General features: G+C 71.6%; 22 protein-coding genes, 4 tRNA genes and 4 pseudogenes. 11 read left to right on the top strand and 19 right to left on the bottom strand.

What is annotated here, in order from left to right; genetic code table 11:
* Nucleotides 1-181: 181 nt before the first annotated feature.
* Nucleotides 182-988, bottom strand: coding sequence for a PadR family transcriptional regulator (locus tag BJF86_RS06845; RefSeq protein ID WP_075817654.1), 807 nt, complete (start codon nt 986-988; stop codon nt 182-184).
* Nucleotides 989-1,307: 319 nt separating this feature from the next.
* On the opposite strand from BJF86_RS06845, the gene BJF86_RS06850 reads away from it, so the two are divergent.
* The 4 genes and pseudogenes from BJF86_RS06850 (at nt 1,308) to ilvD (ending at nt 6,492) form a co-directional block, all read left to right on the top strand.
* Nucleotides 1,308-3,113, top strand: coding sequence for an acetolactate synthase large subunit (locus BJF86_RS06850; protein ID WP_187345600.1), 1,806 nt, complete (start codon nt 1,308-1,310; stop codon nt 3,111-3,113).
* Nucleotides 3,114-3,214: 101 nt separating this feature from the next.
* Nucleotides 3,215-3,550 (top strand): acetolactate synthase small subunit, encoded by a 336-nt coding sequence (gene ilvN / locus BJF86_RS06855; protein ID WP_081480635.1) that lies wholly within the window; start codon nt 3,215-3,217, stop codon nt 3,548-3,550.
* A 212-nt stretch (nt 3,551-3,762) separates the two neighbouring features.
* On the top strand, nt 3,763-4,800 hold the full coding sequence (gene ilvC / locus BJF86_RS06860) for a ketol-acid reductoisomerase (protein WP_022925910.1): 1,038 nt from the start codon (nt 3,763-3,765) through the stop codon (nt 4,798-4,800).
* A pseudogene (gene ilvD / locus BJF86_RS06865) lies at nt 4,793-6,492 on the top strand (dihydroxy-acid dehydratase). Before ilvC ends, ilvD begins: the two are co-directional and overlap by 8 nt.
* A gap of 17 nt (nt 6,493-6,509) precedes the next feature.
* Here the strand turns inward: ilvD and BJF86_RS06870 are convergent.
* The 3 genes from BJF86_RS06870 to BJF86_RS06880 form a co-directional block, all read right to left on the bottom strand.
* Nucleotides 6,510-6,785, bottom strand: a complete 276-nt coding sequence (locus BJF86_RS06870) for a hypothetical protein (protein ID WP_075812316.1) — start codon at nt 6,783-6,785, stop codon at nt 6,510-6,512.
* Nucleotides 6,786-6,822: 37 nt separating this feature from the next.
* A complete protein-coding gene (locus BJF86_RS06875) occupies nt 6,823-7,041 on the bottom strand; it encodes a hypothetical protein (protein ID WP_075812318.1) in 219 nt (72 codons plus the stop codon).
* A gap of 84 nt (nt 7,042-7,125) precedes the next feature.
* Complete coding sequence (locus tag BJF86_RS06880; protein WP_237768112.1) at nt 7,126-7,917, bottom strand: siderophore-interacting protein; 792 nt, start codon at nt 7,915-7,917, stop codon at nt 7,126-7,128.
* Between the two features lie 135 nt (nt 7,918-8,052).
* Here BJF86_RS06880 and BJF86_RS06885 point away from each other — a divergent pair, with 135 nt between their 5' ends.
* On the top strand, nt 8,053-9,924 hold the full coding sequence (locus BJF86_RS06885; protein WP_075817658.1) for an anthranilate synthase family protein: 1,872 nt from the start codon (nt 8,053-8,055) through the stop codon (nt 9,922-9,924).
* On the opposite strand, the gene BJF86_RS06890 is transcribed toward BJF86_RS06885, so the two are convergent.
* The 10 genes and pseudogenes from BJF86_RS06890 to BJF86_RS06930 all read right to left on the bottom strand — a co-directional run bounded on the left by BJF86_RS06890 (nt 9,921) and on the right by BJF86_RS06930 (nt 15,363).
* Entirely contained in the window at nt 9,921-10,148 is a 228-nt protein-coding gene (locus BJF86_RS06890; RefSeq protein WP_075812324.1) for a hypothetical protein, read from the bottom strand. The genes BJF86_RS06885 and BJF86_RS06890 overlap by 4 nt on opposite strands.
* A gap of 576 nt (nt 10,149-10,724) precedes the next feature.
* Nucleotides 10,725-11,027, bottom strand: coding sequence for a hypothetical protein (locus tag BJF86_RS17430; RefSeq protein ID WP_143553716.1), 303 nt, complete (start codon nt 11,025-11,027; stop codon nt 10,725-10,727).
* A gap of 567 nt (nt 11,028-11,594) precedes the next feature.
* Nucleotides 11,595-11,747, bottom strand: a pseudogene (locus tag BJF86_RS17435) (hypothetical protein); the annotation flags it as partial.
* 127 nt (nt 11,748-11,874) lie between these two features.
* Complete coding sequence (locus tag BJF86_RS06900) at nt 11,875-12,378, bottom strand: DUF4442 domain-containing protein (protein WP_237767469.1); 504 nt, start codon at nt 12,376-12,378, stop codon at nt 11,875-11,877.
* A gap of 34 nt (nt 12,379-12,412) precedes the next feature.
* A complete protein-coding gene (locus tag BJF86_RS19335) occupies nt 12,413-12,910 on the bottom strand; it encodes a CotH kinase family protein (RefSeq protein WP_269087263.1) in 498 nt (165 codons plus the stop codon).
* The gene (locus tag BJF86_RS19340; protein WP_075812328.1) at nt 12,811-13,794 is read right to left on the bottom strand and encodes a CotH kinase family protein; all 984 of its coding nucleotides are present in this window, start codon (nt 13,792-13,794) and stop codon (nt 12,811-12,813) included. The genes BJF86_RS19335 and BJF86_RS19340 overlap by 100 nt, the downstream gene beginning before the upstream one ends.
* Before the next feature lie 125 nt (nt 13,795-13,919).
* A tRNA-Phe gene (locus tag BJF86_RS06915) sits at nt 13,920-13,993 on the bottom strand.
* Between the two features lie 59 nt (nt 13,994-14,052).
* Nucleotides 14,053-14,126: transfer RNA gene (locus BJF86_RS06920), tRNA-Asp, on the bottom strand.
* A gap of 26 nt (nt 14,127-14,152) precedes the next feature.
* A tRNA-Glu gene (locus BJF86_RS06925) sits at nt 14,153-14,225 on the bottom strand.
* 58 nt (nt 14,226-14,283) lie between these two features.
* Nucleotides 14,284-15,363 carry a PHP domain-containing protein gene (locus BJF86_RS06930; protein WP_075812330.1) on the bottom strand — a complete coding sequence of 360 codons (1,080 nt, stop codon included), beginning with the start codon at nt 15,361-15,363 and terminating at the stop codon, nt 14,284-14,286.
* A 41-nt stretch (nt 15,364-15,404) separates the two neighbouring features.
* Between BJF86_RS06930 and BJF86_RS06935 the strand changes: the two genes are divergently transcribed.
* A complete protein-coding gene (locus BJF86_RS06935) occupies nt 15,405-15,836 on the top strand; it encodes a GNAT family N-acetyltransferase (protein WP_075812332.1) in 432 nt (143 codons plus the stop codon).
* Between the two features lie 10 nt (nt 15,837-15,846).
* Here BJF86_RS06935 and BJF86_RS19765 read toward each other — a convergent pair.
* A pseudogene (locus BJF86_RS19765) lies at nt 15,847-17,213 on the bottom strand (NAD(P)/FAD-dependent oxidoreductase).
* 98 nt (nt 17,214-17,311) lie between these two features.
* On the opposite strand from BJF86_RS19765, the gene BJF86_RS06945 reads away from it, so the two are divergent.
* A complete protein-coding gene (locus BJF86_RS06945; RefSeq protein WP_075817662.1) occupies nt 17,312-18,322 on the top strand; it encodes a pirin family protein in 1,011 nt (336 codons plus the stop codon).
* Nucleotides 18,323-18,331: 9 nt separating this feature from the next.
* Nucleotides 18,332-20,491, top strand: coding sequence for an aminodeoxychorismate synthase component I (gene pabB / locus BJF86_RS06950; protein WP_075817664.1), 2,160 nt, complete (start codon nt 18,332-18,334; stop codon nt 20,489-20,491).
* Here pabB and BJF86_RS06955 read toward each other — a convergent pair.
* Entirely contained in the window at nt 20,421-20,804 is a 384-nt protein-coding gene (locus BJF86_RS06955; RefSeq protein WP_075817666.1) for a hypothetical protein, read from the bottom strand. The two genes, pabB and BJF86_RS06955, sit on opposite strands and share 71 nt — an antisense overlap.
* Before the next feature lie 33 nt (nt 20,805-20,837).
* Here BJF86_RS06955 and BJF86_RS06960 point away from each other — a divergent pair, with 33 nt between their 5' ends.
* Complete coding sequence (locus BJF86_RS06960) at nt 20,838-21,680, top strand: aldo/keto reductase (RefSeq protein ID WP_075817668.1); 843 nt, start codon at nt 20,838-20,840, stop codon at nt 21,678-21,680.
* 102 nt (nt 21,681-21,782) lie between these two features.
* Here BJF86_RS06960 and BJF86_RS06965 read toward each other — a convergent pair.
* A pseudogene (locus BJF86_RS06965) lies at nt 21,783-22,348 on the bottom strand (YceI family protein).
* A gap of 83 nt (nt 22,349-22,431) precedes the next feature.
* Here BJF86_RS06965 and BJF86_RS06970 point away from each other — a divergent pair.
* Both BJF86_RS06970 and BJF86_RS06975 read left to right on the top strand, forming a co-directional pair.
* Complete coding sequence (locus BJF86_RS06970; RefSeq protein ID WP_075817670.1) at nt 22,432-22,893, top strand: MarR family winged helix-turn-helix transcriptional regulator; 462 nt, start codon at nt 22,432-22,434, stop codon at nt 22,891-22,893.
* A 57-nt stretch (nt 22,894-22,950) separates the two neighbouring features.
* Nucleotides 22,951-24,006, top strand: coding sequence for an FUSC family protein (locus tag BJF86_RS06975; RefSeq protein ID WP_075817672.1), 1,056 nt, complete (start codon nt 22,951-22,953; stop codon nt 24,004-24,006).
* Nucleotides 24,007-24,031: 25 nt separating this feature from the next.
* Here the strand turns inward: BJF86_RS06975 and BJF86_RS06980 are convergent.
* Both BJF86_RS06980 and BJF86_RS17905 read right to left on the bottom strand, forming a co-directional pair.
* Nucleotides 24,032-24,104: transfer RNA gene (locus BJF86_RS06980), tRNA-Lys, on the bottom strand.
* A gap of 116 nt (nt 24,105-24,220) precedes the next feature.
* On the bottom strand, nt 24,221-24,569 hold a 349-nt coding region (locus BJF86_RS17905), incomplete at its 5' end, for a hypothetical protein (RefSeq protein WP_158068385.1).

Raw genomic sequence — 24,569 nt, forward strand, 5'->3', positions numbered from 1 at the left:
CCCCGTCCCCAGCGCCCGGGCTCCGGCCCGGTCCGCGCCCCGGGCTCCGCCCCACGCCCGGGGGCTGCGCCACCGGGTTCCCCACGCCCCGGGGGCTCCGCCCCCGGGCCCGGGGCTCGCTTCGCTCGCTCGTTCCCTTCCTTCCGGGCAACCAGGCTCGCTGCGCTCGCGGTTGCCGGGGTCAGTCCTCGACGATCTCGCCCTCGGTGATCTCCTCGGGGTCGTCGTGGTCCTCGGGCCACTCGTCCTGCGACTCGTCGCGGGCGACCTCGGCCTCGGCGAGCAGGCGGTAGAGGTCGCGTCGGGTGCGGTCGAGCAGGTCGGCCGCCTCCTGGTTGAGCTCGACCTGGCCGGACTGGCCCACCGCCTGGGTGGCCATCGCCACGCTGCCCAGCGCCTTCCACAGCGTCCCGGCGCTGCTGCGCTGCTCCCGGCTGCCGTGCCCGCCGTGTCCACCCCGCCCGTGGCCGCGACCCCGGTGGCCGTGCCGCTCGCCCCGCCCGCGCTGGTCCGCCCAGGGGTCGTCCGGCTCCTCGCCGCCGGCCCAGCCCTGTGGGGGCAGGTCCTCCGCGGCGGCGCGACCGGCCTCGGTGAGCTCGTAGGCGCGGCGCCCGTCGACCTCGGTCTGGGAGACCAGGCCCTCGTCCTCGAGCTGGGCGAGCGCGGGATAGATCGCACCGGAGCTCGGCCGCCACGCGCCGCCGGAGCTCTGCTCGATCTCCTGCATGAGCTGGTAGCCGTTCATCGGCTCCCGCTGCAGCAGGTGCAGCACCGCGTTGCGGACGTCGCCGCGGCGCGCCCGACGCGGGCCGCCCTGGGGGCCGAAGCCCTGCGGACCGAAGGGGCCGCCGCGCCGGCCGCGGCCGCCGGGGCCCTGCGGACCGAAGGGCCCGCCCTGCTGGCCGAAGACCTGGCCGAGCAGGCCGTGGGGTCCGAAGATCTGGTCGTCGAGGTTGCCGAAGCCACCGAAGTTCTGTCGAGACGTCATGTGCGTCCCCTCTCTCGTCGCTGGCGCGGAGGTTCCGCGCGTCATACGTCGAGACTAACAAGATGTGTCTCGTCATGTCAACGACATATCGTTATCTGTATGAGTGTGCGTCCGGTCACATACCTATGCACGGGGTTGACGCGGCGGCATCCGAGGAGGTTGTATGTCCTCCATGCAGTGCTTCGTTCTCGTACTCATTACCTAGGGACGCGCCGTCGGCCGATCCTCGTCATCGACGCGTCCTCCCCTCGCCAGCCCATCGGGCCGAGGGGTTTTTTGGTTGCCACTGCCCACACCACCGGACGTCAGGACCCACCCCATGACCGCCACCCACATCCCCGACGGGGCCACCACGACCGCTCCCGGCAACACCGGCGGCACCTCGACCGCCGCCGAGCGCAGGACCGGCGCCGAGGCGCTCGTGGGCACGCTGGAGCGGCTCGGCGTCGAGCACGTCTTCGGGCTGCCGGGGGGCGCGGTGCTCCCGCTCTACGACGCGCTCTACGGCGCGAAGGTCCGCCACATCCTGGTGCGGCACGAGCAGGGCGCCGGCCACGCCGCGCAGGGGTATGCCGCCGCCACCGGCAAGGTGGGCGTCTGCCTGGCGACCTCCGGGCCGGGGGCGACCAACCTGGTCACCGCGCTCGCCGACGCCAACATGGACTCGGTGCCGATGGTCGCGATCACCGGCAACGTCGCCAGCACCGCCATCGGGTCGGACGCCTTCCAGGAGGCGGACATCCGGTCGATCTCCATGCCGGTCACCAAGCACTCCTTCCTCGTCACCGACCCGGACGAGATCGCGGCCACCGTCGCCTCGGCCTTCCACATCGCCTCCACCGGCCGCCCCGGCCCGGTGCTCGTCGACGTGACCAAGGACGCCCTCGTCGCCGCGGCCGACGAGTCGATGCTGCAGCTGCCGATGCCGGGCTACCGCACCCCCAGCAGCCCCGCCCCCGAGGCGGTCCGCGACGCCGTGGAGCTCATGCTCACCGCGCGCCGGCCGGTCCTCTACGTCGGCGGCGGCTGCCTGCGCGCGGGCGCCTCCCGGCAGGTCCGCGAGCTCGCCGAGCTGACGGGCATACCCGTCGTCACCACGCTCATGGCCCGCGGCGTCTTCCCCGACAGCCACCCGCAGCACATGGGGATGCCCGGCATGCACGGCAGCGTCGCCGGGGTCGCGACGCTGCAGAAGTCCGACCTCATCGTCAGCCTCGGCGCGCGCTTCGACGACCGGGTCACCGGCGCCAAGCACACCTTCGCCCCGGACGCGACGATCGTGCACGCCGACATCGACCCCGCCGAGATCGGCAAGAACTTCCCCACGGCGGTCGGTCTGGTCGGTGACGCCCGCGACACGATCGCGCTCATGCTGACCGAGTGGACCCGGCGGACCGCCGCCGGGGCCTCGCCCCAGCACGAGGCGTGGGTGCGGCGCTGCCGCTCCTGGAAGGAGCGCTACCCGCTCGGCTACGACGCGCCCTCGGACGGTGCCCTCGCACCGCAGCTGGTCATCGAGCGGCTCGGGGCGCTCTCCGACCCGGGCACGATCTTCGCCGCCGGCGTCGGCCAGCACCAGATGTGGGCCAGCCAGTTCATCACCTACGACGAGCCGCGCCGCTGGCTCAACTCCGGCGGCCTCGGGACGATGGGGTATGCCGTGCCCGCCGCCATGGGTGCCAAGGTCGGCATGCCGGACTCGACCGTCTGGGCGATCGACGGCGACGGCTGCTTCCAGATGACCAACCAGGAGCTCGCGACCTGCTCGGTCGAGGGCATCCCGATCAAGGTCGCGATCATCAACAACGCCGCACTCGGCATGGTCAAGCAGTGGCAGGCGCTGTTCTACTCCGAGCGCTTCAGCCACAGCCAGCTGCCGTCGATGCAGGTGCCGGACTTCGCGACGCTCGCCACCGCCTACGGCTGCGTCGGGCTGCGCTGCGACCGCGCCGAGGACGTCGACGCCACGATCGAGGCGGCCATGGCGGTCGACGACCAGCCGGTCGTGGTGGACTTCAGGGTCAGCCAGGACGCCATGGTCTGGCCGATGGTCGCCGCCGGCACGAGCAACGACGACATCCAGCACGCCCGCGACGTGCGTCCCGACTTCGGGGAGGACGAGTGACCCTGCTGTCCGACTACCCGCCCCGCGACGCCGACGTCCCGACGCCGGCCCCCGCATACCGACCCCACACCACCCAGCACCACCCGACGAAAGGCACCACCATGAGCGACGCTGCTCGTACCCGTCACGCGCTGTCCGTCCTGGTCGAGAACAACCCCGGCGTGCTCGCCCGGGTCTCCGTCCTCTTCGCCCGGCGCAACTTCAACATCGACCACCTGGTCGTCGGGCCGACCGAGGACAACAAGGTCTCCCGCATGACGATCGTCGTCAACGTCAACGCCGAGCAGCTGCACAAGGTCACCAGCCAGCTCGACAAGCTCGTCGAGGTCATCCACATCGAGGAGCTCGAGGACGCCGACGCGATCCGCTCCAAGCTCTGGCAGATCAACGACAACGGTCCGCGCCCGGTCGGCGCGATGGCCGCCGCCGCCTTCTGATCACGTGCTGGGGGCTTCGCCCCCCGCATGCCCCCAACTGCACGTGCTGGGGGCTTCGCCCCCCGCATGCCCCCCACCTGCGAGGACCTCGCTTCGCTCGGACGCACTGTCTGTTCCGGTGAACCAGGCTCGCTGCGCTCGCGGTTCACCGGGGCTCCGCCCCTCCACCCACCGCTCGACTCACCACCTACCCCACAGGAGAACTCCAGCTCATGGCCACGATGTACTACGACGACGACGCCGACCTCTCGCTGATCCAGAACCGCACGGTCGCCGTCCTCGGCTACGGCAGCCAGGGCCACGCCCACGCGCTGTCGCTGCGCGACTCCGGGGTCGACGTGCGCGTCGGGCTCGCCGAGGGCAGCAGCAGCCGGGCCAAGGCGGAGGCCGAGGGCCTGCGCGTCGTCACGCCCGCGGAGGCGTGCGCCGAGGCCGACCTCGTCATGGTGCTCGTCCCGGACCACGTGCAGCGCCTGGTCTACCGCGACGCGATCGAGCCCAACCTGCAGGAGGGCGACGCGCTCTTCTTCAGCCACGGCTTCAACATCCGGTTCGGCTACATCGAGCCGCCCGCCGGGGTCGACGTCTGCATGGTGGCGCCGAAGGGCCCGGGGCACCTCGTCCGCCGCGAGTACGTCGACGGGCGTGGCGTGCCGGTGCTCGTCGCGGTCGAGCAGGACGCGTCCGGCCAGGCCAAGGAGCTGGCGCTGTCCTACGCCTCCGCGATCGGCGGGCTGCGGGCCGGCGGCATCGAGACGACCTTCACCGAGGAGACCGAGACCGACCTCTTCGGCGAGCAGGCGGTGCTGTGCGGCGGCATGAGCCAGCTGGTGCAGTACGGCTTCGAGACGCTCACCGAGGCCGGCTACCAGCCGGAGGTGGCCTACTTCGAGTGCCTGCACGAGCTCAAGCTCATCGTCGACCTGATGTACGAGGGCGGCATCGCCAAGCAGCGCTGGTCGGTCTCCGACACCGCGGAGTACGGCGACTACGTCTCCGGTCCGCGGGTCATCGACCCCTCGGTGAAGGAGAACATGCAGGCGGTGCTCGAGGACGTGCGCAACGGCGCCTTCGCGGACCGCTTCATCTCCGACCAGGACAACGGGCGGCGCGAGTTCGAGGAGCTGCGGGCCAAGGGCGCCGCCCACCCCATCGAGGAGGTCGGCAAGGACCTGCGCGGCATGATGGCGTGGGTCAAGGGGCACGAGGCCGACGGCGACTACGTCGAGGGGTCGGCCGCGCGTGGCTGAGGTCGACGTCAAGCCACGCTCCCGGGACGTCACCGACGGCCTGGAGAAGACCGCCGCCCGCGGGATGCTGCGGGCGGTCGGGATGGGTGACGACGACTGGGCCAAGCCGCAGGTCGGCGTCGCCAGCAGCTGGAACGAGATCACCCCCTGCAACCTCTCGCTGGAGCGGCTGGCGGGGGCGGTCAAGGACGGCGTGCACGCGGCCGGCGGCTACCCGCTGGAGTTCGGCACGATCTCGGTCTCCGACGGCATCTCCATGGGGCACGAGGGGATGCACTTCTCCCTCGTCTCGCGCGAGGTCATCGCGGACTCGGTCGAGACCGTCATGTCGGCCGAGCGGCTGGACGGCTCGGTGCTGCTCGCCGGCTGCGACAAGTCGCTCCCGGGCATGCTCATGTCTGCGGCCCGCCTCGACCTGTCCTCGGTCTTCGTGTATGCCGGGTCGATCCTGCCCGGCATCGCCAAGCTCTCCGACGGCTCGGAGAAGCAGGTGACGATCATCGACGCCTTCGAGGCGGTTGGCGCCTGCTCGCGCGGTCTCATGAAGCGCGAGGACGTCGACGCGATCGAGCGGGCCATCTGCCCCGGCGAGGGGGCGTGCGGCGGGATGTACACCGCCAACACCATGGCGGCCGCCGCGGAGGCGCTCGGGATGTCGCTGCCCGGCTCCGCGGCCCCACCGGCCACCGACCGTCGCCGCGACGGCTTCGCGCGGCGCAGCGGCGAGGCGGTCGTCGGGATGCTGCGGCAGGGCATCACGGCGCGGCAGATCCTCACCCGCGAGGCCTTCGAGAACGCCATCGCGGTGACGATGCCTTCGGCGGATCCACCAACGCGGTGCTGCACTTGCTGGCGATCGCCCACGAGGCGGAGGTGGAGCTCTCGCTCGAGGACTTCCGCCGGATCGGCAGCCGCGTCCCGCACCTGGCCGACGTCAAGCCGTTCGGGCAGCACGTGATGGTCGACGTGGACCGGATCGGCGGCATACCGGTGGTCATGCAGGCGCTGCTCGACGCCGGGCTGCTGCACGGGGACGTGCTGACCGTCACCGGGCGGACCATGGCCGAGAACCTCGCCGACCTGCAGGCCCCGCCGCTGGACGGCACGGTGCTGCGGCAGATGGACGACCCGATCCACGCGACCGGCGGGCTGACGATCCTCGAGGGCACGCTCGCGCCCGGGGGAGCGGTGGTGAAGTCCGCGGGCTTCGACTCCGACGTCTTCGACGGGACCGCGCGCGTCTTCGACGGCGAGCGGGCCGCCATGGACGCCCTCGAGGACGGCACCGTCGCCGCCGGTGACGTCGTCGTCATCCGCTACGAGGGCCCCAAGGGCGGGCCCGGTATGCGGGAGATGCTCGCCATCACCGGCGCGATCAAGGGCGCCGGGCTCGGCAAGGACGTGCTGCTCATCACCGACGGCCGCTTCTCCGGCGGGACCACCGGGCTGTGCGTCGGGCACATCGCGCCCGAGGCCACCGAGGGCGGTCCCATCGCGCTGGTGCAGGACGGGGACCCGATCACCCTGGACGTGGCCAACGGTCGCCTCGACCTGGGCGTGGACGAGGCCGAGCTGGAGCGCCGCCGGGCGTCCTGGTCGGCCCCCGAGCCGCCCGAGCGCGCCCGCCGCGGCGTCCTGGCGAAGTACGTCGCGCTCGTCCGCTCGGCCTCCGAGGGCGCCGTCACGCACTGAGGGGGCGCCGGCGCCCGTCAGCCGTCTCCCGCGTGCAGGTCGTCGATGACCTGCTGGACCTCGCGTTGCACCTCGGGGTCGACCTCGCGGGCGGCGACGTCGCGCCCGAGCAGGGCGTCGACGAGCTCGCCGACCTTCGCCGCGATCCGCTCGTAGGCCGCGTCGAGGTCGGTGCGGCCCTCGAGCGAGGTCAGGTCGTCCCAGTCGATCTGCTGGAGCCCGTGCGTCGGCATCTGCACCTTCTCCTCCTCGGTCAGGCCCATGGTCACCACGACGTCGGAGGTGAGGACCATAGGTGACCGACGAGCGGCAGCCCGATGACGTCTGCGGTCAGCCGGCGCCGCGGTAGCGGGCCATCTGCCTCAGCCGGTCGCAGGCGTCCTTGCGCAGCAGGATCTCCAGGTAGTGCGGGGTCCGGCAGTGCAGCTCGAGCTCGCGGTAGCTGTCCTCGACGACGAAGGTGACCTCGGCCTCGGTGAAGAGCCCGTGGAAGTGGGCGGCTAGCTCGGCGGCGATGGAGGTCAGCACGTCCGGCGCCATCGCGGTCATGCCCTCATCCAACGCCCGGGCGGCGACGCCGAGGTGAAGCTGCGGTGACGTGTCGGGGCACGTCGTGCGACGTCCGGGGGGGGGTCAGGCCATCTCGCCCTGGAGCCGGCGCACCCAGTCACGCTTGACCGAGCGCCACCCCTCGTCCGTCAGCCCACGGCGCCAGTAGGGCGACAGCGAGACGTGCTCGCGCGAGGCCAGTCCGCCGTCCCGCAGCGCGTGACCGACGGCCCGGATCGACTCGGCCTCGCCATGGACGAAGGCGGTGACCACGCCCTCCAGCCGGGGGAGCGCGGCGACCGCGTCCGCGAGCAGCCGGGTGAGCGACTCCTCGTCCTGCGCCCCGCCCCGGTGCACGAAGTGCACCTCGAGCGCACCGGGCGAGGTCAGCTCCACCTCCTCGTCGGCGTCCTCGACCTCGATCACCGCCCGGACCGGCATGCCGTCACGGACCTGCTCGGCGCACGCCGCGATGGCCGGGAGGGCGGACTCGTCGCCGACCAGCAGCACCGCGTCGACGTCCGCGGGAGGGGAGTAGTCGCCGGCGGGCCCGCGCAGCTGCAGCCGGTCCCCTGGGCAAGCGTGCAGGGCCCAGCGGCCGGCATACCCCACCTCGCCGTGCACGACGAAGTCGATGGTGAGCTCGCGACGCTCCGGGTCCCAGGCGCGGACGGTGTAGCGCCGGGGGTAGGGCCGCTGGTCCCGCGGCAGGTCGCGGGTCGCCTCGTCCTCGAAGGGCGGCTGGTAGCGCGCGCCCTCGGGCAGGAAGAAGGCGTTGACGTAGGAGTCCGCGAACGGCGGGTCCTGGAAGTCCGCGAGCCCCTCCCCGCCGAGGACCACCCGCACCAGGTGAGGGGTGAGCCGTTCGGTGCTCACGACCGTGCCGTACATGGATCTCCTTCGAGGGATGTCAGGGAAGAGACAAGGGTATCCTCACCCGATTTAGGGCACCTCAGCCGGGGTGGGTGTGGGCCGGTGGAGCGCGTGCTGCACCATGACAGACTTCCCGCTATGCCCTCGCGCCCGCTGGACCAGATCCTCGCCGACCCCTCGGGCCAGTCCTGGGCGATCCTCTGGCGCGCCGCGGAGGGCGAGGCCGAGGTGGTCCTCGGGGAGGTCGAGGACCTGGACCTGCTGGCCCAGATCCCCCGCCCGGGCGAGGGTGCGCCGGTGCTCGCGATGGTGCCCTTCCGGCAGATCGCCGAGCGAGGCTTCGCCGCGCACGACGACGGCACCCCGCTGCGGGTGCTGCGGGCCGCGCAGACCCAGCGGATCTCGGTCGACGACCTCGTCGAGGCGCTCCCGACCGGGGAGATCGAGGTCGCCGCCGAGCGCTTCAGCGTGGAGGACGGCGCGTATGCCCGCACCGTGGAGCAGGTCATCGAGGAGGAGATCGGCGAGGGCGAGGGGGCCAACTTCGTCATCCGCCGCGACGTCCTGGCCCACTGCCGCAGCGACCAGGCGGTCGCGGCGCTCACCTGGCTGCGCCGGCTCCTCGTCGACGAGCGCGGGGCCTACTGGACCTTCGCCGTGCACACCCCCGGGCACACCCTCGTCGGCGCGACCCCGGAGCGGCACGTCAGCGTGCGCGACGGCCGGGTGTGGATGAACCCGATCTCCGGCACCTTCCGCCACCCTGCCGACGAGGCCGAGGTGGAGCCTGAGTTCAGGGCCTTCGTCAAGGACACCAAGGAGACCGAGGAGCTCTTCATGGTGGTCGACGAGGAGATGAAGATGATGGCCCAGATCTGCCACGACGGCGGCCGGATCACCGGGCCCTACCTGGCGCAGATGGCGCACCTGACGCACACGGAGTACCTCCTCGACGGCCGCAGCGACGCCGACGTCCGCGACGTGCTCCGCACGACGATGTTCGCCCCCACCGTCACCGGGTCGCCGATGGAGAACGCCTGCAGCGTCATCGCCCGGCACGAGCCGGACGGCCGCGGCTACTACTCTGGTGTGCTCGCGCTGCTGGAGCAGGACGAGCAGGGGGGCGAGCGGCTGGACGCCCCCATCCTCATCCGCACCGCCCACCTCACCGACGACGGCACGGTCCGGGTCAGCGCCGGCGCCACCCTGGTGCGGCACAGCGACCCGGCCTCGGAGTGCGCGGAAACCACCGCCAAGGCCCGTGGGGTCCTCTCGGCGCTCGGGCTGCGCCCGCGCCGGGCGCCGGGCCACGCCCTCGACCTGCAGGCGCTGCCCGGGGTCGCCGCCGACCTGGAGACGCGCAACGAGTCGCTGTCGCCCTTCTGGCTCAGCCCGCAGGGCTCCCGCCCGGACCCCGAGCTGCTCGGCACCCGCGTCCTGGTCGTTGACGCCGAGGACACCTGGACCCAGATGCTGGCCCACATGCTCCGACACCTGGGCCTGGTGCCGGAGGTCCGCCGCTGGGAGCAGGTCACCGAGGCGGACGTGGCCGGTCCCGGATCACCCTTCGACCTGGTGCTCTACGGCCCCGGCCCGGGGGATCCCACCGACCTGTCGGACCCGCGGATCGCGGCGCTGCACGCGCTGCTCGCGGCCCGGCTGCGGACCGGCGCCCCGGTGCTGGCGGTCTGCCTGTCGCACCAGGTCCTGGCCACGATCGCCGGGCTGGCGGTCACCAAGCTCCCCGCCCCCAACCAGGGGGTGCAGCTGCCGGTCGACCTGTGGGGCGAGGTGCGCCGCATCGGGTTCTACAACACCTTCGTCGCGCGACCGGGCACCCCGACGGTCGGGGAGGTGGTGCTCGAGCAGGCCGTGCACCCGCCGGACGACGCGGTGGTGGGCCTGCGGGGCCGCCGGGTGGCCAGCATCCAGGGGCACGCCGAGTCGGTGCTCTCCCGGGACGGCCTGGTGACGCTCCACGGGCTCGTCCGGCAGGCCCTTCAGTACTAAGGCTGGGCGGTGTCCCTTCCAGAGTGCAGATACCGTCCGAACTCGATCAGAAGCCCGCTGACCATGACCGAGAGGCCGATCAGCGGAGCAAAGGGACGGAGAGTAGCGCCCAGGGCGACGCCTAAATCCGCCATGAGCACGAGGGACACCCAGATGAGTGGACCAGCCACGGCCCCCGCGAGAATAAAGCCGTAGGCCGGTTTGTCTTCTGCGTCAGGAAACATGGTCCGAGCGTACGTCTCTGGCGGACCAAACCTCGCCTCAAGTGCGGAATCTGAAAGGCCAGGGGTCAGCGATCCTTCAGCTTGACGGATCTCCTTCTCGGAGACGTGAGATGACTTGAGGGCCGCTCGCAGGCGGCGTCGATACATTGACATTGTGGTTGTTTCCCAAAGTGTGATTGAGCTGAGCCCAGGCCCTCAAGCCATCTTTCAGATAGTCTACCCCTCCGGGCGTTAAAGCAAACTGACTGCCCGCCACACCTTCTTGGGGATCTTGCTGGCCGTTTGACAACATCCCTTCTCGCTCCAGTTTCAAGAGTAGTGGATAAACCTGGGCCGGAAGGTGATAACCGAAGCCGCACTCGACAAGTCGCTGACACACTTTATCCATAGGTAGGCGTCCAGCTTCGTGAACTCGAAGCACAGACAACTCCAAAAGAGCGTCCAGAATGCGCCGCCGCCACTCAGATACGTCATTCACTAGAGTTGACCTCTTGCTCCTCGCCCTTTGTCAAAGTTAGAGTATCAGAGGGTGCCCGCGCGGTGCTGCGAACACCCCGCGGGCGCCTCTGACCTTTTCTACAGGCCGAAGAGCCACTTCACGGCGTCGTACACAGCACCGCCGGAGATGGCGGTGCCGCCAAAGGTGAACGTCTTCTTGATCCACGTTGGCACCTTGGTGTCCCACCACTTGACGAAGATGGTCCTGCCCTGCGCCACCTTACTGATGATGGTGTCGTACCATGACCGCGCGGTCTTCTTTAGTGCGAACATGGCTGTTTTCACAGCGGCGCGGATGGCCCAGACAGGTGCTGCATTCTGCGACGGCAAGCCCGCGCCTGTGCTGTTGCTCTCGCTGGCCCCCGAAGGTGCAAGTGGCACAGGTGTACTGTGCGCCCCTGAAGGCAGGCTGACCTGTTGGGCTGAGAAGTAAGAATTCAGAGTCGAGGAGGCCGCCACTCGAACTGAGCTCGTTTGAGCTGACGCGACTGGCGCTGCTCCTATTCCTAGGCCGATCGATGCGCTGACTGCTAGGGCGACAATCCGCGTCCGACGAGCGTTGCGTGCATTGTGCATGGTTTCTCCCCTTCGAGAATCGGTTTCCCCGTCGAAGCTCTTCGACGCGTTCACTCTAGATCCGTTACCGGCGCCCGGCAAGAGTTGCAAGGTCAAGAAATAGTAAAGGAATCTTCTCTCGAGGGGCGAGCCCAAGCCTGCACCTTTCCCCTCTGAGGTAGCACGGTGTCCCCGTGTCGTTGAGCGGCTGTGACGTTGGGGTGCAACAGGGCAGCAGCTACCGGTTCAGCTGGGGGGTAGATGGGCGGTTGCTGAGTCGAGGCGGGTGAAGGGGTGGGTGTGTGAGGGGCGAGTCGAGCGGGTGGGGTCCGAGGTGGTGACTTGCCGCCTCGTTCGGTTCGTCCGGCTTGACCAGGACGAAGAGGCGGCGGGTCAGGACGCCGAGGCTGAGGAAGTGGCGTTGTTCGACCCATCGGCGTCGTGCCGCTCCACGACGATGGGGCCGACGAGGCGGATGATTGAGCGATCTGGGAACATGTTGACCGCGTGTGTGCGGCGGCGGAATCCCCGGCGCAGCCGCTCACTCGGGTTGTTGGATCAGATCTCGCGCCGTTCTCACTGGTGGGCGGTGGACCCCAGGATGTCGGCTTCGTACAGCTCCGGGTCGTTCGAGATCGAGGCAACTTCTCGTTCAGGGGACAAGCGCCCCGGCCTAGCGCTTGCGGCGGACGTAGAGCTGCTTGCGGACGTGGGCGACGACCGTGCCGTCCTCGGTGACGACGTCGTTGTCGAACCAGCGCAGCACCTTGGCGCCGTCCGCCGCCTCGGCCCGCAGCTCGTCGAGCACCTCCTCGCGGAGGTCGAAGGTGGCGCTCACCGCCCTCCGCTCGGGCGAGACGAACTCGATCTCGGCGGCCTTGTCCCACACGACATACCCCGGACCCAGGTTGCGCAGCACCATGAGCATCCAGAACGGGTCGACCATCGCCACCAGGGAGCCGCCGAAGAGGGTGCCGACGTAGTTCGTCGTGAGCGGGGTGTGCGCGAGCCGGACGCGGACGTGCCGGAAGTCGGCCGACATCGCCTGGATCCGGATCCCGGAGAAGAGGAACGGCGGCCAGGCGTTCATCCCGTGCCGCAGCGCCCGTGCCGATCCGGCGAGGGCCTTGAGCCGGGACACGCGCTGGTCGGGCCGCGTGCGGGGAGAGGAGGTCACCGCGCCACTGTATGCACGGGACCACCGTGCCGACTCACCCGGCGACGGCGAGGAGGGCGTCGGCGTCGTCCTCGATCTGGTCAGCGGTCACCAGATCACCGGCCCCGTCCTCGAGGGTGGTGGTCCAGGTGCTGACCGCCTGCTCGAGGACACCGCCCCCGACGAGGTCGGTCCGCAGGCGGGTGAGCTCCGCCTCGTAGGCCGCAGCCCACTCCTCGTCGGCCAGGAAGGTCTCGACGAGCGGGTGGGAGCGGCTCATCGTGCCGCCCCGGCCGCCGGGCAGCTCGTCGCCCTCCACGCCGGGTGGCTGCACGCCCTCAGGCATCTCGCCCTCCTCGACGGGGGGTGGCTCCATGCCCTCGGGTACCTGGCCGTCCTCGAAGGTGGGCATTCCGCCGCCCGCGCCGCCCCCGCCGGGCCCACCTCCGGCATTCATCGCCCCGAAGGACAGGTTGTGGTCCCAGGCCACGACGGTGAACTGCTCGGTCGAGGAGTCCCAGAAGAGGTAGGAGTTGTTGCCCGGCCCGTCGATGTCGTCCTGTTCTGGATGATCTCCTGCACCGCGAGGTAGGTCGCGAAGGACTCGAGGTCGACCAGCTCCGGCAGGCGCTGCGCGATCTCCTCCTCCGTGCCGTTGTGCAGGAGGTCGAGCAGCTCGATGAGCGGCCGGTAGTCGTGCTCGCCGGCCTCGATGTCGAAGGCGGTCGAGTAGTCGCCGTCCTCGCCCCGCCACGACCAGTCACCCTCCGCCTCGGACTTGTAGAGGACGCTGTCCTCACCAGCCTCCGGGAAGGCGTCCGTCACCCAGGCGTCATCGAGGTTCTGGACGGTGAGCCGGAGCTCCTCCTCACTGCCGTTGACCGAGAAGCGGGTCGCGACCGCCGCTGTCGAGGCGAGACCTGCGGCGGACAGCACGTCGAGGGAGACCGCCTCGTTGAGCGACGTCTCCGTGGTGTTGGACCGGACCGTGATGTCGCTGTAGCCCTCCAGGGTCTGGTCGTCGACGAACTTGTCCAGACGGATCCGCAACGGGAGTTCCTGCGCCGGGGTGTCGGTCGAGATCCCGCGCAAGGACGAGTTGCCCTTGAGCTTGAGGCCGACGTCCTCGAAGGTCTGGCCGTCGATGGTGACGGTGCCCCTGACCCACTCCTTCTCGCCGGTGTCGAGGTAGGTCTGGATCATCCCGGTGAGGGTGTCCTCGTCGACCGTGACGTCGATGGTGTGGACCTCCGTCGCGGTGAACAGCGCGCTGGTCACCTCCAGCGCCGATCCCGGCGCCGAGGCGGTCGTGCTCGCCGAGTCCTCCGCCGCCGAGGAGACGGCGCTCTCGCCCGTGACGAGAGGTGCGGCGCAGCCGGCGAGTGCGAGCGCGGCGACGAGCCCGAGGGTCGTGGTCGGGCGGTGGTGTCGTCTCATGGCACGAGTCCACCCGTCGCGGCTGTGCCGAGGGGCTGCCACGGCTGTGACCTCGCTGTGCAGTCCCCAGCCCCCCACATGCGGGAGCCGCGGGTGTCTCAGGGGCAGACCCGCGGCTCGTCGCGTGGCCAGGGGCGGGGTCGAACCGCCGACCTTTCGATTTTCAGTCGAACGCTCGTACCAACTGAGCTACCTGGCCGGGAGTAGTGGTCCGGCGTGGCCCCGGATCGCTCCGGTGACCACGCCGCTCCTACTCTGCGACCCCGACGGGACTCGAACCCGCGACCTCCGCCGTGACAGGGCGGCGCGCTAACCAACTGCGCCACGGGGCCTCGATGTGTCAGGTCGAGACCTGGTGCATCCCCAACGGGATTCGAACCCGTGTTACCGCCGTGAAAGGGCGGGGTCCTAGGCCACTAGACGATGGGGACCTATCCGTTGAGGACGACGATGAGCATACGTGATCGCCGGGGCGCGGACCAAAACGCCTCAGACGATGCTCTCCGGGGACCGTGACCACGCCAGGAGCCGCTCCAGCGGCCACGTGTTGACGACCCGCTCGGGGGGCACGTCGTAGCGGACGGCGCGCTCGCAGCCGTAGTCGAGGAAGTCCAGCTGGCCGGGGGCGTGGGCGTCGGTCGAGATGGCGAAGACGCAGCCGGTCTCGACCGCGAGGGTGAGCAGCTCCCCGGGCGGGTCCTGACGCTCGGGGCGCGAGTTGATCTCCACCGCCGTCCCCGTCTCCGCGCACGCCGCGAAGACCGCCGCGGCGTCGAACTCGCTGGGCGGACGGAGGCGGGAGCCGCTGCGGCCTCCCTTGTCCCCCCGGCGGGGCATGACCCGTCGCCCGGTGCAGTGGCCCAGGACGCTGGTGAGCGGGTTGCGGACCGCGGCGACCATCCGGCGGGTCATCGCCGCCTTCTCCATCGTCAGCTTGGAGTGCACCGAGGCGACCCGCACGTCGAGCTCACCGAGCAGCTCGGTCTCCTGGTCCAACGCACCGTCGTCCAGGATGTCGACCTCGATCGCCTTGAGCAGGGTGAAGCCGGAGGCGCTGGTCTGCGCGTTGACGGCGTCCACGACCGCCAGCTGCCGGCGCAGCCGCGCGGCGGTGAGACCGCCCGCCACGGTCAGCCGGGGGGAGTGGTCGGTCAGCGCGAGGTAGTCGTGGCCCAGCTCGATCGCGCTGGCCACCATCTCCTCGATCGGGCTGCCGCCGTCGGACCAGTCCGAGTGGCTGTGCAGGTCGCCGCGCAGCAGCTCCCGCACCGGCGCCCCGCCCTGGACCAGCGGCTCACCGGCCGCGGCCTCCAGGTCGGCCAGCTTGTCAGGGACGTCCCCGTGGACCACCGCCTCGATGACCGCCGAGGTCGACGGGCCGATCCCGGGCAGGTCGCGCAGGGTGCCTGCCGCGACGCGGCGCCGGACCTCGTCCTCGCCGAGGGGCAGGATGGTCGCAGCTGCCTTGCGGTAGGCCTCGACCCGCCGGGTCTCCTCGCGCGAGCGCTCCAGCAGGAAGGCGATCCGGCGCAGGGCGTCGACCGGCTCGAGGTCCGGTGCGCTGCTCATGGGGGCGACTCTACGACCGAGCGACGACCTACGCTGCGGGCATGTCCACGATCCGCGCCGCCCGCTTCGCCGACCTCGACAACCGGGTCCTGCACGACCTGCTCCGGCTGCGCGTCGACGTCTTCGTCGTCGAGCAGGAGTGCGCCTACCCCGAGATCGACGGCCGCGACGTCGAGGAGACCACGGTGCACCTGTGGACCGACGTCGACGGAGGGGTCGCCGCGACCGTCCGGATCCTGGTGGACGACGACGGCACCCGGCACCTCGGCCGTGTCGCGACGCACCGCGACCACCGGGGTCAGGGGTATGCGGCCGCGCTGCTGCGCGAGGGGCTGGACCGGCTCGGTCCCGGGCCGGTCCACCTCGGCGCCCAGGCGCACCTGGAGCAGTGGTACGCCCGGCTGGGTTTCCGCCGCAGCGGCCCCGACTACCTGGAGGACGGGATCCCGCACCTGCCGATGGTGCGGGACTGAGCGCCCCCGACTACCGCCGCGACTGCCGCCGGAAGTCCTCGCCGAGGTACTCCAGCGCGAGCCGGGCATACACCTGCTGCTCGGTGACCGTGCGCTCGCCGCGGTGGTCGCCGCCGACGAAGCTCACGGCCCAGTGCATGAGCGTCGCGAGCTGGTTCTTGAAGCCGATGAGGTAGAAGAGGTGGACGGCGAGCCAGGCCACCCACGCCGGGTAGCCGGTGAGCTCGATCCGGCCGCGTTTCATCACCGCGCGGAAGCGGGAGATCGTGGCCATGGAGCCCTTGTCGAAGTAGCGGAACTCCTGTCCGGTTTCCTCGCCGCGCAGTCGCCGCAGGATCTGGTCGGCGACGTGACGGGCCCCCTGGATGGCGCCCTGCGCCACCCCCGGAACCCCGTCGACGGCCGCGAGGTCCCCCACGACGAAGACCTCGGGGTGGCCGGGCAGGCTCAGGTCGGGCAGCACCTTGACCCGGCCGGCCTTGTCCAGCTCGGCGCCGGCCTGCTCGGCGACCTTGCGGCCCAGCGGGTTGCCCTGGACGCCGGCGGCCCACACCTTGGTCTGGGCCTTGATCCGCTCCTGGCTGCCGTCCTCGGTCGACTCCAGCACGACCCCGCCCTCGTCGACGTCGACGACCTTGCGGCCCAGCTTCACCTCGATCCCGATGTCGGTGAGGCTCTTCTCGGTGCGCGTGCCGAGCTCTCGCCGAAGGGTGCGAGGACCTGGTCGACGGCGTCGACGAGGATGATCCGCGCCGTCGTCGGGTCGATGTGGCGGAACTCCTTGCGCAGCGTGCGCTTGCTCAGCTCGGCGAGCTGGCCGGCCATCTCGACACCGGTCGGGCCGGCGCCGACGACGACGAAGGTGAGCAGCCGGCGCACGTCGTCCTCCCGGCCGGCCGCCGCGGCCAGCTCGGCGAGCTCGAAGGCGCCGTAGATGCGGCCGCGCAGCTCCAGCGCGTCGTCGATCGACTTCATGCCGGGGGCGTACTCCGCGAAGTGCGGGCTGCCGAACCAGGACTGGTTGGCGCCCGCCGCGAGGACCAGGGTGTCGTAGTCGTAGGTCATGTCCTCGCCCGCGGTCACGGCGGTCACCGTGCGCTCGGCGAGGTCGATGTCCCTGACGTCGCCCAGCATGACCGTCGCGTTGTCCTGGTGGGCCAGCACGTCACGCGTCGGCGGGGCGATGACGCCCTCGGACAAGATGCCCGTGGCGACCTGGTAGAGCAGCGGCTGGAAGAGGTGGTGGCCGGTGCGGGCGACCATGAGCACGGACACGGCCGGGTCGTCGAGCGCCTTGGTGGCGAACAGCCCGCCGAATCCGGAGCCGATGACGAGGACGCGGTGGGTGGGGGACGTGCGGGGCTGGGCGGTGCTCATATATCTAGTGAACAGCAGATCGGGGCCCGGAACTTCCCGTGGAGCCACCAGGAGGCCCTACGACGACGAGACGTTGGTCACGGTGCGAGACTGTGCCGATGAGCTCGCTGGAGACGCGACCGGACGAGGTGACCTGCGGGGAGCAGGCGGCGACCGACGGGACGGTGACCGTGCTCGAGCCGCGGGAGGTCCCGCTCGGCGGCCCGCGAGCGATGACCGTGCGGCGCACGCTGCCCTCCCGGCGGCGGACGATGATCGGGGCCTGGTGCTTCGTCGACCACTACGGCCCGGACGACGTCGCCGAGACCGGGGGCATGGTCGTGCCGCCGCACCCGCACACCGCGCTGCAGACCGTGTCCTGGCTGTTCACCGGGCTGGTGGAGCACCGCGACTCGACCGGGGTGCGGGCGCTGGTGCGACCCGGGGAGCTCAACCTCATGACGGCCGGGCACGGAGTGTGCCACTCGGAGGTCTCGGTGGTCCCGGCCGACGGTGCCTCGGTCGGTGTCGACAGTGGGGTGCTGCACGGGGCCCAGCTGTGGGTCGCGCTGCCCGCGGGCCGCACCGACGTCGAGCCCTCCTTCGAGCACTTCGTGCCGGAGCCGGTCCGCCACGGGGACGCGGGGGTGAGCGTCTTCCTGGGCGACCTGCGGGTGGGGGAGCAGCGGGTGGGCTCGCCGGTGACCACGCATACCCCGTTGCTCGGGGCGGAGGTGGTGCTCGAGCCCGGGGCACGGCTGCGTCTGGGCGTCGACGCCGAGCACGAGCACGGCCTCCTCGTGGACCAGGGCGAGGTCACCGTGGCGGGGCAGGGCGTGCGGCGCAGCGAGCTGGCCTACCTCGCGCCGGGACGCGAGGAGCTGGAGCTGGTGGCGGGCGGTGAGCCGGTGCGCGCGCTGCTGCTGGGCGGGCCACCCTTCGGTGAGCAGATCGTCATGTGGTGGAACTTCATCGGCCGGTCGCACGAGGAGGTCGTCGCCGCGCGCGAGCAGTGGCAGGACGAGCTCGGGCACCGGGCCGACGGACGGTTCGGGGCGGTGGACTACCCCGACGGGGAGTCGCTGCCCGCCCCCGCGCTGCCACAGGTCCGGCTGCGACCGCGAGGCTGAGGCAGAGGTATGCCGAGCGAGGTCCTGCTGGTCGACCACCTCGACAGCTTCACCTACAACCTCGCCGACCTCCTCCATCGGGTGCTGGGCCGTCCCCCCGTGCTGTGGCGGCACGACCACCCGGCGGCAGCGGAGGACCTGCGGCGGTTCGCGGCGATCGTCATCGGCCCCGGGCCCGGGCGGCCGCAGGTGCCGGCCGACCTCGGGCTCTCCGCGCTGGCGCTCGCGCAGCGTGAGGTGCCCGTCCTCGGGGTGTGCCTGGGCCACCAGGGCCTGGCGCATGTCGCCGGTGAGGAGGTGGCCGAGATGACGCTCACCCGGCACGGCATCGTCAGCCCGGTCGAGCACGACGGCACCGGGGTCTTCGCCGGGCTCCCCTCGCCGGTCCGGGTCGTGCGCTACCACTCGCTGGAGGTGCGCGAGCCGCTGCGGTCCGGGCTGCGGGTGAGCGCCCGCGCGGCCGACGACGGCTGCGTCATGGGGCTGGCCGACCCCGGTGGCAGCTTCTGGGGGGTGCAGTTCCACCCCGAGTCGGTGCTGTCCGAGCACGGCGACCGGATCGTGGCCAACTTCCTCGCGCTGGCCGGCGTCGCGACGGGCGCCAGCGACGGCGAGGACCGCGCTGCGCCGGGCCCGGCCGCCGCGGTCGCCGTCGGCGACGCCATGACCCCGCAGCCGCACCGCGGCACCGGTCGGGTGGTCCGGCTGCGGACCGAGCGGGTCGATCACGACGGGCCGGTGGACGTCCCCGCGCTCCGGGACAGGTTGGTGGGGTACGCCCCGACCTCCGTGTGGCTGGACTCCTCCGACGGCAGCGGGTGGTCGCTCGTCGCGGACGCGAGGGGGCCGCTGGCCGGCGAGCTCACCCACCGGGTGGGGCGGCGGCCGTTGCTGCTGGACCGGCTGGACGGCGAGCTCGACCGGTGGGAGCTGGACGACGACGATCACGGTCTCCCGGGCCACCTCCCCTGGCGCCCGGGTCTGGTCGGCTACTGGGGCTACGAGCTGAAGGCCGAGACGGGCGGGTCGGCCGCCCATCGGTCCGGCTGGCCGGACGCGTGGTTCGTGCTCGTCGACCGGGGCGTGGTGGTGGACCACGGCTCAGGCGAGGTCTGGGCCGTCTGGATCGAGGACCGGGAGGTCGCCGACGAGCAGGAGCGCTGGGTCCGCCAGGTCCGCGAGGCGGTGAGGGGGGCCGAGGCGGTCGGGGCGTCGGCGGTCGGCGCGTCGCCCGCGTCCGCCGGGTCCGAGGGGTCCCCGGGCGGGACGGTGGCATGGGTCGCCCGGGACGAGGAGGAGGCATACCTGGACCTGGTGCGCTCGGCCCAGACCCAGATCGCCCGCGGCGAGTCCTACGAGGTCTGCCTGACGACGGCCCACCGGGCGCAGGCGCCGGAGGTGGACGAGGCGCAGCTCTACCGGGAGCTGCGTCGGGTGTCGCCGGTCCCGCACGGGGCGTGGCTGCGGACGCCGTCCGGCAGCGTCCTGAGCGGCTCCCCGGAGCGCTTCGTCTCCGTCACCCGCGGGGTGGTCGAGGCCCGCCCGATCAAAGGGACGCGGCCCCGCGGGAGCAGCCCGCAGGACGACGCCGAGCTCGCGGCCGCGCTCGCCGCCTCGGTGAAGGACCGGGCGGAGAACCTCATGATCGTCGACCTGCTCCGCAACGACCTGCACCGCGTGTGCCGGTCCGGCAGCGTCCACGTGCCGGAGCTCTTCGCCGTCGAGAGCTACGCGACCGTGCACCAGCTGGTGTCCACGATCCGGGGGGAGCTGGCGCCGGGGATGCGCGCGACCGACGTGCTGCGCGCGTGCTTCCCCGGGGGTTCCATGACCGGGGCGCCCAAGGTGCGCACGATGGAGATCCTGGACCGGCTCGAGGGTGCTGCGCGCGGCGTCTACTCCGGCGCGATCGGCTGGATCGGGCTGGACGGCTCGATGGACACCTCGATCGTCATCCGCACCCTCACCCGCGACCCCGACGGCACGCTCGCGTTCGGGGTGGGTGGGGCTGTCACGGCGCTGTCCGATCCCGCGGCGGAGTATGCCGAGGTGCGGGCCAAGGCCCGGGCGATGCTGGAGGCCGTCGCACGGGCAGCGGTCAGTCCGGCTGGTCCGGGCCGATCAGCCAGAGCTGCACCGGGAACCGGCCCGGCACCCCGCTCAGGGTGAGCAGCAGCCGGTCCTCGTGGTGCTCCCAGCGCGCGAGGACGATGGCGTGCTTGTTGTGCAGCGCCCGCAGCACCTTGCCGAGGCCCCCCGGCTCGGTCGGGCTCACCAGGAAGGTGGTCGAGTCTGCCAGCCGGAGCCGGCCGACCCCGCCGAGCGGGCCGGGGGTGATCCCGCGCACCGGGACCCGCCGTGCGACCAGCCCGGGCAGCTGCACCTCGAGGTGCGACCTGCGCACCGGCTCCGTCGGCGCGCCCGGAGGCTCCCACGGCGGCGGCTCGCCGCCGGGGTCGTCCGGGAAGGGGTCCCACGACATACGCCCCAGTCTGCCCGACCTAGGCTGGGACGCATGACGAACCAGCCGACTCTCACCCTCAACAACGACGTCCGGATCCCGCAGCTGGGCTTCGGCACCTTCCAGGTCGACGAGAAGGAGACCCAGCGCGTCGTCGAGGCCGCGCTGGAGGCCGGCTACCGCCACATCGACACCGCCGCGGGTTACTACAACGAGGGCGGCGTGGGTGCGGCGCTGCGCGCCAGCGGCCTCCCGCGCGAGGAGGTCTTCCTCACGACGAAGCTGCGCAACGGCGACCAGGGCCGCGACCGCACCCGGGACGCCTTCGAGGCCTCGCGCGAGGCGCTCGGGGTGGACGCGGTCGACCTCTACCTCATCCACTGGCCGGTGCCCGGCAACGGCCTCGCGGGGGAGACGTGGCAGGTCTTCCAGGAACTGTATGCCGAGGGCGCGGTCCGCGCGATCGGCGTCTCCAACTTCCTGCCGGACCACCTCGCCGACCTGCTGGGCGGTGCCGATCTCACCCCGGCGGTGAACCAGATCGAGGTGCACCCCACCTTCCAGCAGCCGGACACCCAGCAGGCCTCGCGCGACGCGGGGCTGGCGGTCGAGGCCTATGCCCCGATCGGGCAGGGCGCCGATCTCGAGCTCGCCCCGGTGACGGAGGCGGCGCAGGCGCACGGCGTGAGCCCGGCTCAGGTGGTCATCCGCTGGCACCTGCAGGAGGGGCGCATCGTCATCCCGAAGTCCGCCACCCCGGAGCGCATCCGCTCCAACGCCGACGTCTTCGGCTTCGAGCTGGACGACGCCCAGATGAGGGCGATCAGCGGGCTCGACACCCCCGAGCGGATGTTTCCTGACCCGCAGGCCGCCGACTTCACGCAGTTCCGCAGCTGAGGCATACCTCTCGGACACGACAACGGCCCCGCCGGGTCACAGGGCCGGCGGGGCCGTCGCTCACCCGGGCTGAGGGCAGGGGCGCCCGGGGAGTGCTCGAGATCAGGCGGACTTGATCGCCGAGATCTCGAACTCCAGCGTAACCTTGTCCGCCACCAGCACACCGCCGGTCTCCAGCGCGGCGTTCCAGGTGAGGCCGAAGTCCTTACGGTTCACCACGGTGGAGCCCTCGAAGCCGATGCGCTCGTTGCCGAAGGGGTCGGTGGCGGCACCGGCGTACTCGAAGTCCACGGTCACCGGGCGGGTCACGTCCTTGATGGTGAGGTCGCCGGTCACGCGGAGGGTCTCGTCGTCGACCGCGGACACCTCGGTGGAGGTGAAGGTGATGGTCGGGTAGGTCTCGGCGTCGAAGAAGTCGGCGGACTTCAGGTGGCCGTCGCGGTCCGCCGAGCGGGTGTCGACCGAGGCGGCCTGCATCGTCACCTGGATCGAGGCGCCCTCCAGGTCGGTGCCGGTGGTGGCGGTGCCCTCGATCTCGTTGAAGGCGCCGCGGACCTTGGTCACCATGCGTGGCGGGTGGAGAAGCCGACCCGGCTGTGCGAGGCGTCGATGGCGTAGGTGCCGTCCAGGTCGCGCAGGGCGGTGGCGGTGGCGGTGGTCTCGGTCATGGTGGGTCCTCTCGGGAGTGGTTGACGTTTCAACCAGCATCCTAGATGTCCGTGACGTGTCACGCAACTGGTATTCTGGTGGTATGTCGTCCACACCCGCCGTGCCCTGGCTCGAGGAGTCCGAGATGGAGCTCTGGCGCGCCTGGCTGCGGGTGCAGACCGACCTGCCGGCGGCGATGGGGCGGGCGTTGCACGCCGACAGCGAGCTGTCACTGCAGGACTTCGAGACCCTGGTGCGGCTGTCCGAGGCGGAGGAGGGGCGGCTGCGCGTCTCGGCGCTGGCCGAGCAGATGCACTGGGAGCGGTCCCGGCTCTCGCACCACCTGCGTCGCATGGGCGGACGGGGTCTCGTCGAGAAGGTCGAGTGCGCCGAGGACGGCCGCGGGGCCTTCGTCGTGCTGACCGACGCCGGACGTGAGGCGCTGGAGGGGGCGGCGCCCGATCACGTGAGGACTGTCCGGCGGCTGTTCTTCGACGGCATGGGGGAGGCGGAGCGGGAGGTGCTGACGTCCTTCCTGCGCCGCGTGGTCGAGCGCACGTCCTGAGTCCCGGGCGCGCTCTGGGCGGCGGGCGCGCCGTGCCAGCGATGCCAGACTGGGGTGATGGCTTCACGTGCGCACGACCTCGGGGCGTGGCTGCGCCGCCCGGATGTCACAAGCGACCTGGTGCAGGTGCTCAAGAGCGTCGTCGCGGCGGTGGCGGCGTGGGTCCTGGCGGACCGGGTGCTCGGCCTCGAGCAGGCCTTCCTGGCGCCGTGGACCGCCCTGCTCACCGTGCACGCCACGGTCTACCGCACCGTGTCGCGCGGCACCCAGGCGGTGCTGGCGACCACCGCCGGCGTGACCCTGGCGTTCGTGGCGGTGCTGCTGGGCGGCAGGGGTGTCCTCACGCTCGGGCTGGCGTTGTTCGTCGCGATGCTGCTGGCCAGGGTCGGTGTGCTGCGGGACGAGGGGGTCACCGTCGCCACGACGGTGCTCTTCGTCATCACGACGTCGTCGAGCACCGGTCCGGGGAGCCTGCTCGATCGGCTCGGGGCGACCGCGATCGGTGTGGTGGTCGCGCTCGTGGTCAACGTGGTGGTCGCGGCGCCGCTGCGCGACGCGAGCGCGCGACGGCAGATCGCCGAGATCGACCGCGGGCTCGGCGAGCTGCTCTCCGACATGGCGGACGGCGTGCGGGCCGGCGCGGACGAGGAGCGGACGGGGGACTGGGTGGAACGGACGCGCACCCTGGACGGCCGGCTGGAGAGTGCCTGGCGGTTGGTCTACGAGGCGCGCGAGAGCCGGTGGGGCAACCCGCGTCGCCGGGGCGGGGATGCCGAGGAGCTGTCGCGGGTCCTCGGACGGCTCGAGGAGGGCATCGCCCAGGTGCGGGGCATGGCGCGGCTCATCCACCAGTCGGCGGTGCAGGCCGAGGACTGGGACGCGGTGTTCCGCACCACCTGGTCGGACCTGCTCGAGGAGCTGGGGCGCCGGGTGGCGGACCCGCAGGGTGACGTCATCGCGCTGCACGAGGACGTCGACGACCTGGCGTCGCGGCTGTCCTCGGCCGATCTCCCGGACCAGCGCTGGCCGCTCTACGGCGCCCTGATCGAGATGAGCCGGGTGGTCATCGACACCGTCGACGACGTCGCGACCTCCCCGGCCGTCCGGGAGTGAGCGCCTGGATCTCGCGCTCCCGAGGTGGGCCCCCCGGGGCTCGAACCCGGAACCTACGGATTAAAAGTCCGCAGCTCTGCCAATTGAGCTAGAGGCCCGGAGCCCGACCACGGCAACGCCGTCTCGGCTCCGGCGTCCCAGGCTAGCCGCTGCTGACACGGCGAAGGCCGGGCGCCCGCTCGCACGGCCAGAACGGTGCGGAAGGTGAGCATGCTCAGAAGGGAGGCTCGTCGTCGGGCGGGGTGCGCCAGCCGGTCGGATCCGGGTCAGCAGTGCGGCGTCGGGGGGCGGCCTCGGTGCTCTTTTCTTCCCCGAGGACTGCTTCGGGGGTCGGGGTGGTGGGGTCGGCGCCGTTGCGGCGGCGGCCGGTCTTGGTGCGGGTGACCCACATCCACCCCGACAGCGGCCCGCCGTGCTCACCGGTGCCGGGGTGGTCGTCGGCGTCGGTGAGGAAGGCGCCGGGGCCCCGGTGGGCGAGGGCGGCGTAGAAGGCGCGGTTGAGCAGGTCGCGCCGGGTGTGCAGGTCCTGCCGCAGCGCCGGGTGATCGTCGCTGCGGGCGGCG

Origin of the sequence: Serinicoccus sp. CNJ-927 (genome assembly GCF_001942435.1) — a bacterium.
Classification (GTDB): domain Bacteria; phylum Actinomycetota; class Actinomycetes; order Actinomycetales; family Dermatophilaceae; genus Ornithinicoccus; species Ornithinicoccus marinus.

What these genes read in the sequence shown, in the direction of transcription:
- BJF86_RS06845 (WP_075817654.1), bottom strand. Translation starts at nt 988, where the DNA reads ATGACGTCTCGACAGAACTTCGGTGGCTTCGGCAACCTCGACGACCAG.
- BJF86_RS06850 (WP_187345600.1), top strand. Translation starts at nt 1,308, where the DNA reads ATGACCGCCACCCACATCCCCGACGGGGCCACCACGACCGCTCCCGGC.
- ilvN (WP_081480635.1), top strand. Translation starts at nt 3,215, where the DNA reads ATGAGCGACGCTGCTCGTACCCGTCACGCGCTGTCCGTCCTGGTCGAG.
- ilvC (WP_022925910.1), top strand. Translation starts at nt 3,763, where the DNA reads ATGGCCACGATGTACTACGACGACGACGCCGACCTCTCGCTGATCCAG.
- BJF86_RS06870 (WP_075812316.1), bottom strand. Translation starts at nt 6,785, where the DNA reads ATGGTCCTCACCTCCGACGTCGTGGTGACCATGGGCCTGACCGAGGAG.
- BJF86_RS06875 (WP_075812318.1), bottom strand. Translation starts at nt 7,041, where the DNA reads ATGACCGCGATGGCGCCGGACGTGCTGACCTCCATCGCCGCCGAGCTA.
- BJF86_RS06885 (WP_075817658.1), top strand. Translation starts at nt 8,053, where the DNA reads ATGCCCTCGCGCCCGCTGGACCAGATCCTCGCCGACCCCTCGGGCCAG.
- BJF86_RS06890 (WP_075812324.1), bottom strand. Translation starts at nt 10,148, where the DNA reads ATGTTTCCTGACGCAGAAGACAAACCGGCCTACGGCTTTATTCTCGCG.
- BJF86_RS19340 (WP_075812328.1), bottom strand. Translation starts at nt 13,794, where the DNA reads ATGAGACGACACCACCGCCCGACCACGACCCTCGGGCTCGTCGCCGCG.
- BJF86_RS06930 (WP_075812330.1), bottom strand. Translation starts at nt 15,363, where the DNA reads ATGAGCAGCGCACCGGACCTCGAGCCGGTCGACGCCCTGCGCCGGATC.
- BJF86_RS06935 (WP_075812332.1), top strand. Translation starts at nt 15,405, where the DNA reads ATGTCCACGATCCGCGCCGCCCGCTTCGCCGACCTCGACAACCGGGTC.
- BJF86_RS06945 (WP_075817662.1), top strand. Translation starts at nt 17,312, where the DNA reads ATGAGCTCGCTGGAGACGCGACCGGACGAGGTGACCTGCGGGGAGCAG.
- pabB (WP_075817664.1), top strand. Translation starts at nt 18,332, where the DNA reads ATGCCGAGCGAGGTCCTGCTGGTCGACCACCTCGACAGCTTCACCTAC.
- BJF86_RS06955 (WP_075817666.1), bottom strand. Translation starts at nt 20,804, where the DNA reads ATGTCGTGGGACCCCTTCCCGGACGACCCCGGCGGCGAGCCGCCGCCG.
- BJF86_RS06960 (WP_075817668.1), top strand. Translation starts at nt 20,838, where the DNA reads ATGACGAACCAGCCGACTCTCACCCTCAACAACGACGTCCGGATCCCG.
- BJF86_RS06970 (WP_075817670.1), top strand. Translation starts at nt 22,432, where the DNA reads ATGTCGTCCACACCCGCCGTGCCCTGGCTCGAGGAGTCCGAGATGGAG.
- BJF86_RS06975 (WP_075817672.1), top strand. Translation starts at nt 22,951, where the DNA reads ATGGCTTCACGTGCGCACGACCTCGGGGCGTGGCTGCGCCGCCCGGAT.